Annotated in this window: 14 protein-coding genes and 1 pseudogene; 7 read left to right on the plus strand and 8 right to left on the minus strand. The window is 42.0% G+C overall.

Annotation, left to right across the window (positions count from 1 at the left end; all coding sequences use genetic code 11):
• Positions 1-45: 45 nt before the first annotated feature.
• The 5 genes from JNUCC1_RS00460 to JNUCC1_RS00480 all read right to left on the minus strand — a co-directional run bounded on the left by JNUCC1_RS00460 (position 46) and on the right by JNUCC1_RS00480 (position 6,562).
• Positions 46-2,022: a GGDEF and EAL domain-containing protein gene (locus JNUCC1_RS00460; protein WP_156643521.1), complete on the minus strand. Its 1,977-nt coding sequence runs from the start codon at positions 2,020-2,022 to the stop codon at positions 46-48.
• Between the two features lie 18 nt (positions 2,023-2,040).
• A complete protein-coding gene (locus JNUCC1_RS00465; protein WP_156643522.1) occupies positions 2,041-3,402 on the minus strand; it encodes a TrkH family potassium uptake protein in 1,362 nt (453 codons plus the stop codon).
• Positions 3,403-3,830: 428 nt separating this feature from the next.
• Positions 3,831-4,241, minus strand: a complete 411-nt coding sequence (locus tag JNUCC1_RS00470; protein ID WP_156643523.1) for a YwpF family protein — start codon at positions 4,239-4,241, stop codon at positions 3,831-3,833.
• A 13-nt stretch (positions 4,242-4,254) separates the two neighbouring features.
• Entirely contained in the window at positions 4,255-5,277 is a 1,023-nt protein-coding gene (gene moaA / locus JNUCC1_RS00475; RefSeq protein WP_156643524.1) for a GTP 3',8-cyclase MoaA, read from the minus strand.
• 4 nt (positions 5,278-5,281) lie between these two features.
• A complete protein-coding gene (locus JNUCC1_RS00480; protein WP_156643525.1) occupies positions 5,282-6,562 on the minus strand; it encodes a molybdopterin molybdotransferase MoeA in 1,281 nt (426 codons plus the stop codon).
• Between the two features lie 220 nt (positions 6,563-6,782).
• On the opposite strand from JNUCC1_RS00480, the gene JNUCC1_RS00485 reads away from it, so the two are divergent.
• From JNUCC1_RS00485 to JNUCC1_RS00515, 7 genes and pseudogenes are all read left to right on the plus strand, one after another.
• A complete protein-coding gene (locus JNUCC1_RS00485; RefSeq protein WP_156643526.1) occupies positions 6,783-6,989 on the plus strand; it encodes a DUF1657 domain-containing protein in 207 nt (68 codons plus the stop codon).
• 60 nt (positions 6,990-7,049) lie between these two features.
• Positions 7,050-7,508 carry a YhcN/YlaJ family sporulation lipoprotein gene (locus tag JNUCC1_RS00490; RefSeq protein ID WP_156643527.1) on the plus strand — a complete coding sequence of 153 codons (459 nt, stop codon included), beginning with the start codon at positions 7,050-7,052 and terminating at the stop codon, positions 7,506-7,508.
• A 58-nt stretch (positions 7,509-7,566) separates the two neighbouring features.
• Positions 7,567-8,001: a stage V sporulation protein AC gene (gene spoVAC / locus JNUCC1_RS00495; protein ID WP_331713706.1), complete on the plus strand. Its 435-nt coding sequence runs from the start codon at positions 7,567-7,569 to the stop codon at positions 7,999-8,001.
• Positions 8,001-9,016: pseudogene (gene spoVAD, locus JNUCC1_RS00500) on the plus strand (stage V sporulation protein AD). The gene spoVAC and the pseudogene spoVAD overlap by 1 nt, the downstream one beginning before the upstream one ends.
• Complete coding sequence (spoVAE, locus tag JNUCC1_RS00505) at positions 9,013-9,363, plus strand: stage V sporulation protein AE (protein WP_156643528.1); 351 nt, start codon at positions 9,013-9,015, stop codon at positions 9,361-9,363. Before spoVAD ends, spoVAE begins: the two are co-directional and overlap by 4 nt.
• 7 nt (positions 9,364-9,370) lie before the next feature.
• Positions 9,371-9,574 (plus strand): DUF1657 domain-containing protein, encoded by a 204-nt coding sequence (locus tag JNUCC1_RS00510; RefSeq protein ID WP_156643529.1) that lies wholly within the window; start codon positions 9,371-9,373, stop codon positions 9,572-9,574.
• A 14-nt stretch (positions 9,575-9,588) separates the two neighbouring features.
• The gene (locus tag JNUCC1_RS00515; RefSeq protein WP_156643530.1) at positions 9,589-10,446 is read left to right on the plus strand and encodes a DUF421 domain-containing protein; all 858 of its coding nucleotides are present in this window, start codon (positions 9,589-9,591) and stop codon (positions 10,444-10,446) included.
• Between the two features lie 23 nt (positions 10,447-10,469).
• On the opposite strand, the gene JNUCC1_RS00520 is transcribed toward JNUCC1_RS00515, so the two are convergent.
• From JNUCC1_RS00520 to JNUCC1_RS00530, 3 genes are all read right to left on the minus strand, one after another.
• Positions 10,470-11,000 (minus strand): DUF1641 domain-containing protein, encoded by a 531-nt coding sequence (locus JNUCC1_RS00520; RefSeq protein WP_156643531.1) that lies wholly within the window; start codon positions 10,998-11,000, stop codon positions 10,470-10,472.
• A 1-nt stretch (position 11,001) separates the two neighbouring features.
• Positions 11,002-13,938: a formate dehydrogenase subunit alpha gene (gene fdhF / locus JNUCC1_RS00525; protein WP_156643532.1), complete on the minus strand. Its 2,937-nt coding sequence runs from the start codon at positions 13,936-13,938 to the stop codon at positions 11,002-11,004.
• A gap of 165 nt (positions 13,939-14,103) precedes the next feature.
• Positions 14,104-15,525 carry a hypothetical protein gene (locus JNUCC1_RS00530; protein WP_331713538.1) on the minus strand — a complete coding sequence of 474 codons (1,422 nt, stop codon included), beginning with the start codon at positions 15,523-15,525 and terminating at the stop codon, positions 14,104-14,106.
• Between the last annotated feature and the right edge of the window lie 96 nt (positions 15,526-15,621).

The following is a 15,621-nucleotide window of genomic DNA, read 5'->3' on the forward strand; positions in this document are numbered from 1 at the left end:
GCCGCGGCGTTAATCTTGCCCGGCCTTTTATTGTTGGCACATCAATCAGTATGGTAGGACAACCGTTTTAAATATCGTTTGAACATCATTCGGCGGCAATGGTTTACTAAAATAAAAGCCTTGCATTTCATCGCATTTCTCAGACTTAAGAAAATGCAGCTGATCTTTTGTTTCCACTCCTTCTGCAATTACTTTCATGTTCATGGAGTGTGACATATTAATAATGGATTTAACGATCGCTTTATTTTGCTGCTGTTTGCCATTAATAAACATCTGATCGATTTTGAGCTTGGTAATTGGAAATAGACTTAGATACTTCAGAGATGAATAGCCCGTGCCAAAATCATCAATAGAAACGAAAACGCCCAGTTCCCGCAATTGTTTCATCGTATCCAGAATGTACTCTTCATTGCTCATTGCCATACTTTCTGTGATCTCAAGCTCTAGATATTCAGGGGCGAGGTCTGTTTCATCAAGTGCCTGTTTAACCTTTTCCACGAGCTCTCGCTGATGAAATTGTTTCGCGGATAAATTCACACTCACTATAATCGGTGAGTATCCCTCATCCTGCCATTGTTTATTTTGCCTGCAAGCTTCACGAATCACCCAATCCCCTATTTCAATAATCAGCCCGGTCTTTTCTGCAAGTGGTATGAAGTCACCTGGGGGAACCAGACCTTTTGTTGGGTGCTGCCAGCGCAAAAGAGCTTCCACCCCGACAATTTTTCCGCTGTCGAGGCTTTTCTGTGGCTGGTAATGCAATAGGAATTGCCCATCTTTTAAAGCTTTGCGCATTTCATTCTCCATCGTTAACATAATTTTAAAGTTTTCGGAGATAGAAGCTTCGAACAAATTATAGTTGTTCCTGTGTTTCTCTTTAATGACATACATCGCTGAATCTGCGTGTTTGATCAAATCATTCGCGTTACGCCCGTTTTTGGGATAAATGCTGATGCCTATACTGAGTGTAATAAAAATTTCATACCCTCTAATGTTAATGGGCTTTTCGAACTCTTTGATCAGTTCTTCAGCTAAACTGGTGGCATCTGATTCCTGTCGAATATTTCTCTGCAGCAATAGAAATTCATCACCGCCCATTCGGGCTATGAAGCGACCCGACTGCAAAAAAGTTTTTAGGCGGTTGCCGCAAGCTTGCAACAATGCATCACCAAAGGCGTATCCAAGTGTATCATTAATTTCTTTAAAGTAATCAAGATCAATAAAATAGATCGCAAGCATCTCACCATCTGTTTCTGCTTCTTCAATCATTCGTTTCAAAGTTTGGATGAAAAAATTCCTATTGGGAAGGCCTGTCAATTCATCATAATACGCCATGTATTCAATTTGTTTTTCGTTTTCAATCTGAGCAGTAACATCTGTAATTAACGCAACTCTTGTTGTCGTCCCATCTTCATGATTAATATAGGTTTTTTCATTGATCTCCACATTAAACGTAGACTGATCTTTTCTTATGCCGACCTGTTCACAGTCTCTGACGTGGTTGCCGATATATTGATCATAATGCGGGATTGTACATATATCTTGAACAAGTTCAGTCAGCTTCATATGTTTTAATTCTTGTAACGAATAGCCGAATAAATTGGAGAAGGTTTCATCAGCATCCACAATCTGATTCCCATTTAGGACAACCATCCCTTCTCCACCTATCTGCTCGAGTTCACCCAGGTATTCTTTCACCTCGGCTTTACGCTCTTCAAGGGATAGCTCATCCATGATCATGCAATATAGACCGTGCTCGATACTAACCACTTTAACATCAACAAGTTTATCAGGTTTGTTATATAACGGAACAAGCTGATGCGTATCGGTTATTCTGCTGAACCCTTCAAAATTCAAACAGGATAGAATGGATCGTTTTGTCAGGTCCTTCGATTCCAAAAGTGATCGTGCAGCGTCATTGCTTTGAAGTATAAGACCTTCCTCATCAATAAAGACAATTGCTTCTTTCAGAACATTAAAGATGTGCTCATGTATTGGCGAATTCATACTTTCTGGTGTCATAACCTGCACTCCCAACGTTTATCCTATAATAATCTTTTCTTTAGGGTAATGAAAATTACCTTGTTTTGTGTTGTTTTTAAATGTAAACAAAAATGTAATAATACCAATCCTGCCTATAAACATTAAGACCATTAATATCAACTTACTGGCTGTGGTCAATTCACTTGTTATTCCAAGTGACAATCCTACAGTTCCAAAGGCTGATGTGACCTCAAATAGTATTTGAATGACCGAAAATGGTTCGATCACAGAAATCGTTATGACAGACATAAACACAAATACAATGGCTACCAGCATGACAGTAACTGCTTTAAGTAAATCCTCTTGGTAGACTTCCCGGCGAAAGAGCCTGATGCTCTCCCCTCCACGCACATACGTAATGATAAAAATGACAACTAGTGCAAATGTAGTTGTACGAATACCACCGCCTGCACTGCTCGGTGACGCACCAATAAACATGAGGACAGACATAAACAGATGATTTTGCTCAGTGAGTAAACTAACATCCATTGTTGACAAACCACCGCTTCTTGTTGTTACAGACTGAAACAGCGCATAAAAAAACGTCTCGTGCCATGTTTTTCCTTCAAAGAATTGGACAGAATCAAACAGATAGATAAATAATGTCCCAAGAACAACCAAGACAAAGAAGGTTGTTGTCGTCAGTTTAGTAAATAGCGTAAACCTAAACGTTTTTCTATCACTAATTTTGGAAAATAAATACTCCTTCAGTTCAATCAATACTGGAAAACCTATTGCACCAAAAATAATCAGCAAGATGTTGATAAATTGCACAAAATAATCGTCCTTAAACGGTATGAGCGATGAGCCGGTAATGTCAAATCCGCCATTTGAAATAGCACTTACTGTTCCAAAAAAACCGTTTAAATAAGCTTCGCCAGTAGGGAAATATTGTAAGTAATAGGTACCCAGCACAAGAAAACCTGTTAATTCAATAACACCCAAAACGAGAAACAGTTGCTTAATAAGATTAACCATGCCCGCAAACCTAGTCTGATTTTGGTCTGTCATGATCAGCCTGCGTTCCCTCAGGCCAATCTTTTTTCCAAGCAAAAGCCATATAGAGGTACCAATGGCCATTACGCCTACTGCTCCAAGCTGGAGGACAATTGCAAGAAAAATGATGCCTGTTGTACTCAATGTATCTGCTACAGTAATGGTACTGAGTCCTGTAACACTGATGGCACTGACAGCCGTAAACAAAATATCAATAAACGAAATATCTACACCATCTTGATAGGCAATCGGCAAAGCTAGTAAGCACGTGGACATAACCACGGCAAGAAGATAAAAAACAAGAATAAGTTGTACCGCTGATAATTTATTGACCCAGCGCAATAATGGGTGAGCAAAAAACATATTATGGTCTCCTTACAGCACTACTTAGTATATCGGTCAATACGTGCATATGTTAACATTATTATAACAGGCTATCCGAATAAATGCGTGTTTTTTCGACATCATATCACACAAACAGCCGCGTCTCACGCGACACGGCTGTTTGTAAAGAACTTTTACTGAATATGTAGGGGGAAACACGGAGACTCCTGCGGGATGCAAAGCCTCGATGAGATCCCGGAGGTCGTCATAGGGGAAGGAAGGCTAAAACCGCGACGTCAATCGCCACTTCTTCATGGCCCACATCCTGTGGGCCCGAGGTTCAGTAGCGCCCGCGGAAGGCGTAGTGTTTCCCCCGAGCGGACGCATGAGCCAGTAATAAGTTAGTTCGCAGTTTATGGATACTCTGTTTCTCCGTAACGAGCAACGTTATAAACTATCGCAAGTTTTTACAGTGTTTCTTTGATTTTTTCGACAAGCGTGTCTCCCTGGTAACCTGCGTCAATTAATGCTTTCACCTGTTTTTCTACAGATGCTTTACGTTGGTCAATAATAGTGCCCATGAAAAGCACATTTACATTTTCCCCAATTTCGTTTGCACCAATTATCCTTGTGATAAATTGGGCTGGCGGATTATTTGGATTCGTTATTCTGGCTTCGACCATTAAATCCTCACCAGATTTACGCAATCGCTCAAACATCTCTTTATAATCAGCTGTTGTATATGCTTCTATAACCCATCGATTCTCTTCATCTTCACGATTGATGGTCAGACCATCAATCAATTCAATTTCATGGTGTTCAAAAGCCTCTCCAACCGGTTCCATTAACGTTAGACCCTTCAATTTAAATGTCTTCATATGCTCCCCCTTATCAACCGCCGATATAAGACATCTCAATTTTTTTCCGTTTATTGGGTTTTAATTCCATCCGTTCGTCAGAATATCTGTCTGTTCTTGTTGACCACAAGTTGATCAGAGTTTGTTCAAGTTCTTCATCTGTGATACCTTCACGCAGTTTTTCACGGATATCCAATCCAGAGGAAGCAAACAGGCAAGTAAATAATTTTCCGTCAGCTGATAACCGAAGTCGGGTGCAGCTGCTGCAAAACGAATCGGTTACAGAGGAAATAACACCGACCTCCCCTTCCCCGTCTTTATATTTGTATCGTGAAGCCACTTCCCCATAATAGTTTTCTTCAGCCGCTTCAAGTGGCATCTCTTCATGGATCCGGTCGACAATTTCTTTTTTGGATATGACATTATTTAAATCCCAGCCATTATGATTACCAACGTCCATAAATTCTATGAAACGCAGAATAACATTGCTGCCTTTGAAATGACGAGCCATCGGAAGAATCTGACTTTCATTCATACCTTTCTTAACAACCATATTAACTTTTACTTCAAGACCAGCATTCTGAGCTGCTTCAATTCCTTTTAACACAGGTAGGGTAACGACACCTTTACCATTAATTTCTTTAAAAACATCATCTTCTATTGCATCCAGGCTGATGTTGACCCGCTCAAGTCCTGCAGCTTTTAACTTTTTAGCCTGCCGCGGCAAAAAGAAGGCATTACTTGTCAATGCGATATCTTTGATCCCTGGAATATGTGTGATTCTCTCAATAAAGTCATCCAAATTCTTGCGCATCAGAGGCTCGCCCCCTGTGATGCGGATTTTGTCAACACCAAGATTAACAAAAGCACGTGTCACTCTGGTCATTTCATCAAAACTAAGCAGCTCGTGATCAGGCAGAAACACATGATCCTCGCCGAAAATTTCCTTAGGCATACAATAGGTGCATCTTAGGTTACATTGGTCAATAACAGATATCCTCAAATCTTTCAAAGGTCTCCCAAGAACATCGGTTATAGGTGTTTTGTTCTCTTGCATCTTATTATGCCTCCTTTAAAGATTTAAATTCAGACATCCCGTCTGTGTCTTCCAAAAGCAGTACTTCTGCCTCATCCCCAGCTTTATAGGCCTCAGTTCCGCCAGGGAGCACCATTAAGCTTGTCGTAAAGGGTAGTGAAGATACAACATTAGACTTATCTATGCCAGCAAGACGCACTGTAAGGGTGCTCTTTTCAATTTCTACATAAGTTCTGACAAACCGGGTAAAGGGATTGCTTTTTGGAAAATCATCTTTCAGGACAGCTTTTCCCCTGTTATGAAAGGGGGATTTCGAGTATAAACGGTGGCGAATCAGTGGTCGGGCAAAAAGCTCAAACCCTACGTAACAAGCAGATGGATTTCCTGACAGGCCGTATAGTATTTGGTTTCCCTTCACTGCAACGGTAGTGACACTTCCTGGCCGCATAGCAACTTTGTTAAATAACACGTCTGCACCAAGTTGCTCATAGATCGCAGGCATTAAGTCAAAGTCCCCTACTGAGACACCGCCTGTTGTCACTAAAATATCTACTTCTTCCAGTGCTTTGTCAATAATCTTCATACTCGGTTCGAGCTCATCAGGCAGCTGCCCATAATATTTAAATACCGCTCCTGCTCGTTTAACTTGTGCAGCTATCATATAAGCATTGGAATTCCGTATTTTACCGGGTTCAAGTGGTTCGTCCACTTCAAGCAGCTCTGTACCTGTTGCAATAACACCGACCAACGGCTGTTTAGCAACTTTGACTTGCTTATACCCAAAAGTAGCAAGAAGTGCTTTAACACCTGGGTTAATTATTGTACCTTCAGAAAGGAGTTGTTCTCCCTCAGATATTTCTGAACTTGTTTTAATGATATTATCACCAGGTTTCGTTTCACTGGTGACTGACATATATGTGTGGTTATTTTTTTCAAATGTGTCGCACCGCTCAAACATGGCAACGCAATCTGCACCATCAGGGATTTGCGCGCCGGTCATGATGCGTGTCGCCTGGCCTGATTGAAGGGTTGCTTCCGGCAAATGTCCGGCTCCAATGTGATCGACCACCTGAAAAGTAACGGGAGAATCAGGACTGGCACCTGACGTATCTGCTGCCTTAAAAGCAAAGCCATCATAAGGGGATTTGTCAAACGCAGGAATGGGATATGTCGCAACAATACCTTCTGCTAAGTGGCGATTGTCACATAGACTGATGTCAACGTATTCAAATTCCCCTTTTTGTTTGTGTGCCATAACTTTAGCAACAGCCTCTTCAACTTGTATCGGGTTTCGAATTTCAACCATTTCCTTCCATTCCGCCTTTCACAAATACTGTACTGAATAAAGTAACTATCACCAGTTTAACAAAGAAATACCAAAATTGATATGACACCAACCGAATGTTTGCTTGATTGACATAGAATTCAGCCGTCCTTTTACATAATTAGGCAATAAGAATGAAGTATATTTCCCCGCTAATAATAAACGATATAAAATGATTTATTTTAAAAAGGAGGGGCGTCACATGACAGTTGGATCTCAGATTAAGCAAACTGTTGCAGGACTGAAAAGTGCCCAGGCAAGTCTAGAGCAATTTGCACTGCAAACAGAGAACAAACAAGCTAAGCAAATGTACACACAAGCAGCTCAGCAAGCTCAAACGATTGTTGACACAGTTGAGCCAAGAATTCAGGAAATCGAGCAGGAAGAACCTCAGTATAAAGGATTTTAAACCACAGGGGATGTTCCACTCATCTGGTGGAACATCCTTATTTTAATGGGGGATTGCAGCATGAAACATTATATGATGATCGGATTTGTTTTCGCTCTGGTTCTAAGCTTTGCCGGGTGCAACCCAGGAGATCAAAACACTGAGACTGGTGAAGATGTTGAATATATTCCGATGAGAACGAATGATGGCACAGATCAGCATGTATCCAATGATGTAAAGAATATATTACGTGAATATGAGGAAATTAAGACAGTCAAGGCGGTTAACACCCCTAAGACAGTGATTGTTGCTGTAGAGATCAAACATTCAAAGCGGCTGAAGCTGGAAGAACATGAGAAATCCTATGAAGAAGCACTTCAAAAAGCTTTTCCCGATATGATCATTGAACTATCCACCGACAAAAAACTGGTGATTGAAATTGATCGTCTCGAGCATGCAATAAAAGAAAAAAGTATTTCCCGCAAAAAACTGGAAATCAAAATTCAAAAGCTCATTAAAATGATGAATAAAAAAACATAAAACGGGGTGATGCAGATGGCAGACAAGAAGAAAAAAAACCTGCCCCAGAAGCTCAAACATATCAGAGTTTCCAAAAAAAAGAGAAACAAAACGAACAGTACTCTTCAATTGTTTAAAAGCTTTTTTTGTAGGAGGGACAATCTGTCTTATTGGCCAGGTGATTTCAACCATGTATATATATTACTTTAATTTCACGGAAGAAACCGCCGGAAATCCCACGATCGCAACTCTAATATTTATAACAATGATTCTGACAGGTTTGGGATGGTATGACAAACTGGGACAATTTGCAGGTGCAGGGTCGGCCGTTCCCGTAACAGGCTTTGGCAACTCGGTAATCTCTTCTGCTATTGAATACCGTACTGAAGGTTTGGTCCTCGGTACCGGAAGCAATATGTTGAAAATGGCAGGGCCAGTGATTGTGTTTGGCGTGTTTTCTGCATTTGTAATCGTCTTAATCAAAACGATTCTTGTACAATGGGGTGGATTATAGTGATGAAAGGCACCAGAACATGGGTGTTTGACAGACAGCCGGTGATTGTTTCTACAGGCGTGGTGGGAGGACCATATGAAGCGAAAGGAAATATCCGCCAAGATTTTGACATTCTCCATGATGACATGTGGCTGAAGCAAGAGTCTTTCGAAAAAGCCCAACAGATGATGATGGAAGAGGCTTGTCAGCTTGCAGTGAAAAAGTCAGACATTCAAAAAGAACAAATTAATTTCTTGATCAGTGGTGATTTAATTAATCAGATTACCCCAACTAATTTTGCAGCAAAGACGCTTGATGCGCCATTTCTTGGGCTTTTCAGTGCATGTGCGACAACCACTGAAGGGCTTGCGCTCAGTGCGTTTTTAATCAATGGCGGTGGTGCAGATTATATCCTAACGGGTTGTTCCAGTCACCATTCCGCTACCGAAAGACAATATAGATACCCAACTCAATACGGCGGTCAAAAACCTCCAACCGCACAGTGGACTGTAACAGGAGCTGGTTGTGCACTTGTTGCTAAACATGGAAGCGGCCCCGTTGTTACTTCGGCCACAATTGGAAAAGTGGTTGATATGGGGTTAACAGATCCCTTCAATATGGGAGGTGCCATGGCGCCTGCTGCAGTGGATACCATCATCGCCCATTTGAAAGATCGTGATATTGATGCCTCATATTATGATTTGATTATCTCAGGAGATCTCGGAAAAATTGGGCATCGCACTTCCTTAGACTTGTTGAATGAGCGGGGCATTTCTATAACGGAAGATCAGTATGTTGACTGCGGCATGACCATTTATTCTAAAGACCAGCCAGTCAGAGCTGGTGCAAGCGGTGCTGCATGCGCGGCTGTGGGACTTATGGACACTTTCTCAACAAAATGAAAAATGGAGAAATCAAGAAGATGCTGATCGTTGCCACTGGAGCCCTCCACTCCCCTTTATCGGTCAATCAAAACGACTCCATCCCCTGCATTGCCCATGCTGTATCAATTGAAGCAGGACGTGATATCAAATGATATTTTTCTGGGCATTTGTTGTTGGAGGGCTAATATGTGTGATCGGGCAACTCATGTTTGATGTACTGAAGCTGCCACCTGCACAAACGTTAACAATTCTTGTAATCTCTGGAGCGATTCTTGATGGGTTTGGCCTGTACGACCCATTAATTAACTTTGCTGGTGCAGGCGTTACAGTACCAATTACAAGCTTTGGCAACGCACTTGTTCACGGTGCAATGGCCGAAGCGGACAAACACGGGCTGATTGGTGTGGTAACAGGGATGTTTGAGGTTACCAGCGCGGGTATTTCTGCAGCCATTATTTTCGGTGTTCTCGGGGCATTATTATTTAAACCGAAAGGATGAACAGGTTATGACAGTAGGTTCGCAAGTGAAGGGTTGTCTGTCCTCAATAAAAAGCGCTGAAGCAAATGTTGCCATATTGAGTGAGAAAACCCTATCCGATGAAGCGCATTTGGCTTTTAAGCAGGCTGAAGAGATTTTAACTTCCGTAAAAAACGATTTACATGAGCAAGCCATTAAACTTGCCAATGAAGAACCGCAATACAAATCATAGAGAGGATGTATGCAATGCCTGATTGGCTAATGGTAATATCAAGGTCGCTCATTCTACTCGTGATCTTGTTCTTTCTGACTAAATGGCTGGGCAAAAAACAGCTCTCAAATATGAGCATTTTTGAGTATATATCAGGAATTGTACTCGGCGGGATCGTGGCTATTCACTCATTTGATACTGATGCCAATATTATTCACGCTGTATTAGCCATGCTGGTTTGGTTTTTTGTCCCATTTACAGTCGATTATCTAGCACTGAAAAACAAACGTTTGAGGGATTTCACCCAAGGTAAAAGTACCATTCTGATTCAAGACGGTAAGATTATGGAAGACAACTTAAAGAAAGAAGGTTTTTCAGCAGACGACCTCCTCCAAAGCCTGCGAAGAAAAGATATGTTTAACGCAGCTGATGTTGAGTTTGCTTTACTTGAACCTTCAGGAACTGTCAGCGTACTGCCTAAGAAGGAAGCACAGGCGCCCACAACTAAAGATTTGCAAATGAACCTAGCTCCAGAAAAACAACCAGAAGCAGTCATCATGGACGGTGAGATGCTTTTAGAGCCTTTGGCGAATTTATCACTTAGTGTCAACTGGCTGGAAACTGAACTCGACAAAATGAATGTTAGTATTGAGAATGTGTATCTCGCACAGGCTGATACAGACGGTCAGTTAACTGTGGACTTGTATGATGATATGATTAGTGTCCCGCAGCCGACCGAAAAACCCTTGCTCCTCGCAACATTGAAAAAGTGTCAGGCAGACCTGGAACTTTTCGCACTTGAAACAAACAATCCTGATTCCAAACAATTATACGAAAGAAACAGCAAAAACGTCCAAACGGCCATTGACCTCCTTGAACCTTATTTACACTAAAATCGTTTTGGAGGAAAGAAGATTTAAAAAATAAAAACCACACCATAGCCTGACGGCTGTAAAGGTGTGGTTTTAAAAGGGAAACTATTAACGCCCATCCCTTTCAGGAATTGAAGGATCAAGGTAACGCTCCGATTGATTTCGGGGTTTTTCAGTGCTTTAACTAAATCCATATATGTGGTGTGGTGTTTATGAGTTGTTGCTGCAGCTTCCGACACACCAGAGTTCACTCGGGAAATCATGTCCCGCATGTCCTCAACATCCAATTCCCCTGCAAGAAATAGGAGCTGTCCGAGGTTTTCCAGTATCCCGGTATATTGCTCCTTATTAAGTTCTGTTACAAACTGTTCAATGGCTGTGTCTTTTTGCTTTACAAGGGCGGTCAGCATATCCAGCAATCCGCTTTCGTGTAAAGCATCAAGTAACTCTATACCGCTGACAATCGCATCTTTGTGATCGCCTAATGTGTTTAGAATATCCTGTGTATTCTGTTCACGTCTTTCTTCAATACTTGGCGGTTCCATATATTTAATTGTTTTAATGGGTTCAGCCATATTATTTCACCACCTTACTGCCTGGTTTAACATAATCAGAACGTGCCCATTTCTTTTCGACCTGAACACCAATCTGCGGCTGCCTGTTGCCTTTTCGGTGGTTGTGATCCGGAATCGGGCTTTTACCTTTCTTTTTTAGAACCTTCATTTTGACAGCGACTTCTTTAAATGCAGGTGTATTTGTATCCTTATCTACATCACTGCTGGTCAGAAAGTTAATCGCCGATTCGCCGCTGTCGTTTAACGGCAGATACAACTCATTATTCTGTACCCGGTTTGTGATATGAACATATACGGTTACCTCTCCGTATCGGGAAATGAGCTTAACGTGGGCACCTTCTTCAATATTCCGCTCTTTCGCTAATTCTGGGGATACTTCCAAGAACGTGTTTGGCAATTCATATGTGAGCTTATCAGACTTATAAGTCATATTCCCCTCATGGAAATGTTCAAGGACACGACCGTTATTGACATGCAGGTCATATTCCTCATCTGTGTCATAGTCCAGTTCGAATTCGAGTGTATACAGCCGCGCTTTATTGTCTTCAAACGGAAAACCTTCTGTGAATAACAGCGGTGTATCTGTTCCATCTGCATCGACTGGCCACTGTAAACTCTTATAACCTTCCATTCGTTCATAATTAACACCCGCAAATAAAGGTGCAAGAGATGCGGCTTCATCCATAATTTCAGATGGATGCTCATATGACCATTCATACCCCATACGACGGGCAAGATCTCTCAGTATGACCCAGTCTGCCTTGGATTCTCCAACCGGTTCCAGTGCTTTATACAGACGCTGGATACGACGTTCGGTATTTGTAAACGTCCCATCCTTTTCAAGACTCGCGACGGCAGGCAGGATTACATCAGCATATGAAGCGGTTTCGGTAAAAAACAAATCCTGCACGACAAAGAAATCAAGTTTTTCAAAAGCAGCACGTACATAATTAATGTTTGCATCCACAACACCCGTGTCTTCGCCTTTAACATATAGTGCGTCAAGGCTTCCATCGTGTATGGCGTCAATCATTTCATGGTTATCCATACCTGGTTCAGCCGGAATAGGCTGTCCCCATGCTTCTTCATAGCGTTTTCGTACATCATCATTTGCAACTGCTTCATACCCCGGGAAGAAGTTAGGCATGCTGCCGAAATCACTGCAACCTTGCACATTGTTATGTCCTCGAAGTGGGTATGCTCCTGTACCGGGACGCATGTAATTGCCGGTTATGAGCAATAGGTTTGAAATCGCTGTACTTGTATCACTGCCGCGCTGATGTTGAGTTACTCCCATAGCCCAGCAGATTGCTACTTTTTCTGCTTCTGCTATTTCTCTGGCCACTTCCTTTAACTCTATCTCAGAGATGCCTGTTAACTTTTCAGCATACCCCATTGTAAACGGTTCAAGACTCTTTTTGTAATCTCCAAAGTTATTGACCCACTGATCGATAAATGTATGGTCTTCCCAACCCTGATCGAGTATATACTTCGCTACTGCAGACAGCCATACAATATCAGTTCCGCTTTTAGGTGAGAAAAACTTATCCGCCCGTTGTCCCATTTCATGTTTACGCAGATCGAACACATACAATTTCTGCCCAAATAATTTTTGCGACCGTTTGATTCGGGAAGCAATAACAGGATGCGACTCTGCAGTATTGGATCCGATTGTAATCACCAGATCTGATTCGGCAATATCATCAATTGAGCCTGAATCTCCACCATGCCCAACTGTCCTGAATAGTCCTTTTGTAGCCGGTGATTGACAATAACGGGAACAGTTGTCAACATTGTTCGTACCTATAACTTGTCTGGAAAATTTCTGCATTAAATAAGACTCTTCATTGGTAGCTTTAGATGAAGCAATAAACCCGAGACTGTCGGCTCCATTTTGCGTCTTAATATCGCTGAAACGCTTGGCAACATATGAAAGCGCCTCGTCCCATTCCACTTCTTCAAATGCGTCGCCTTTTCGTATAAGAGGTTTCTCCAGCCGTTCTTCAGAATTTACATAGTCCCAGCCAAATTTCCCTTTTACACATGTGGATATACCGTTCGCAGGCGAATCATGCTGGGGCTGAACCTTAATAATTTTACGATCCTTAGTCCATACATCAAATGAACACCCGACACCACAATAAGTGCATACAGTTTTTGTTTTTTCTATTCGCTCTTCACGCATCGCAGCTTCAGTATTCGAAACCGCCATGAGGGCACCATAGCCTGTTTCAGCTTTTTTCGTCACATCAATCATTGATCTGAGCAAACCGGGCTTTTGATCTGTCATAAACCCTGCTTCACCGAGCATATCCGTTTCCATTAATGCATTACATGGGCAGACTGTCACACATTGCCCGCAACTGACACAGGATGACTGATCAATCGGCACATCATTATCCCAAATGACTCTTGGCTGTTTCCGATCCCAGTCAATCAAAAGCGTTTCATTTACCTGAACATCTTGGCAAACTTCAACACAGCGACCACATAAAATACATTGATCAGGGTCGTAACGGTAAAATGTGCCATGGTCTGCTTCGTATGGTTTTGGTTTAAAGGGTCTGGTTTGCTCTTCTATTCCAAAGGCTTCGACCGTGTTATGTATTTCGCAATCACCGTTGTTAAAATCACAAACTGTGCAATACAATTCATGGTTTTCGAGTATCCGGTCAAGCCCTTCTCTTTGAGCATCATAAGCCCGACCGCTATCTGTTTTAACCTCCATCCCTGCTTTTACGGGTGTGCCGCAAGCTCTTGTAATGACACCATCCACCGTAACCATGCATGTGTCACAGGTCTGAACAGGCCCAAGAGATTCGTTATAACAAATCTGAGGCACAAAACGATCGGTGGTATTGATTAAATCGAGTAAGTTTTGACCTGGTTTTGCCAAAAATTCCTCTCCATCAATCGTTACTATGAGATGATCTTCCATCCCACTCCTCCCCCTTTGTAAAATAATTTAAACACTAAATTAACTTCCTCTTCCCTCCTATATATATTATTAAACTCTTTTAATTTGACTTTTTCCAGCAAAACAAATTATTCATTAAAAATAGGAATTTAAAATGGAGCTGATTTTCCGTCAGCTCCATATTTGTTAAAACAATACTACAGCGGCGATTGTAGCAGTAATGAGACCGATTACCACCGGCAGAAAATTTTTCCTGACAAGATCCATGACTGATACACCACAAAACCCAGCAATAGCAATTAACGATGACCATGCGACAATGGTACCGCCGCCAGTCCAAACTGACCCCATTTGTCCAATAGCTGCAAGAGTTTCTATATCCATGCCGCCGCTCTCAAGAGAAGCAGAGAGAGCGCCAGTTAAAGGCAGCCCGGAAAAGCCTGAACCGTCAAGCCCTGTAATCATTCCAATGATCAAAATGCTAAATGCAGCGAGAAATGCATTCTGTGGCAAGAAATCTTGTGTGGATTGCACAAGGTCAAACAAAAACGCTGGTGCATCATTTTCGATTCCCAAAATATCTCCTGAGAAGTCTGAACTTCCAAGAAAGAAAAACCCTGCAATTGGTATAACGGGACCCATTGCTTTAAAAGCAAAAACAAAACCATTAGTGATGTGTGTTGTAATATAATCAAGTGCATGTTGTTTACCGAATACAGTTGTAGCCATCAAAAGAAGGACAACAGCAACGCCGCCAACAAACGCAGCCCCATCTCCCCCTTCTAATCCACCCATGCGTCCAGAAGTTAGTTTTGTGGACATCATATAAACAACTACTATAAGGAGCGCGAGTGGCACAATAAACGCAAACGCTTTGCTCCAGAAGTCCCTGTGCTTCGTTCGCGTTGTATGGGTTTCAGAATCCGCCGCCTGCAAGTTTTCGATTTCCTGATCATTGAGCGGATCTCCCGATTGCCGCATATGTTTTCGGTGCAACATATATGCTAAACTGATGGCAACGCCCCCGACAATAAGAGACATCATGAGCGCCTGATCTGCTACTTGTGAGGTTTCAACGCCTGCTGAACTGGCAGAAATCCCAGGAGCCACTTGCATAATGTAGTCAGACGACAAAGCCATTCCCTGACCAGACAATGCAACAACTACTGCCGCTGTCATAATCGGCAAGCCCGCCCTGACCGCGGCCGGAACAAGCAAAGCACAAATGAGTGGTACAGCTGGTGTCGGCCAGAAAAATAATGAAATCACATAGGTAACTCCTGCAAGAATGAAGTAAGATACATGCGCATTGACCATAAATCTTTCAATAGGCTGAATCATTCGTTTATCTGCCCCTAAATCCCGCATCGCATGCAGCAATGCTAGCATAAACGTAATGATCAAAAATATATTAAACAATTCTTTTGCAGCTACAAGGTTGGCGTTAAAAATCGCTGTTAACCCGTCAACCATATTTCCTTTGGATACCCAAGCAATAATAAATGTGCCAAGCAGCGTTGGAAAGACCACGCCTTTACGCCATATCATTGTTAAAATTATGGCAAGTGTAAACAAACCATACAACCAATGGGATAAGGTTAATTCCACCTTTCACCGCTCCCTTTCTGTGCAAGTATGTTAACAGCCTATGCAAACAAAGAAAAAGCGGTGCAATAAAAAAGCAGCCTGGATTCTGCCAGACTG

It is taken from the genome of Lentibacillus sp. JNUCC-1, assembly GCF_009741735.1.
Classification (GTDB): Bacteria; Bacillota; Bacilli; order Bacillales; family Amphibacillaceae; genus Lentibacillus_B.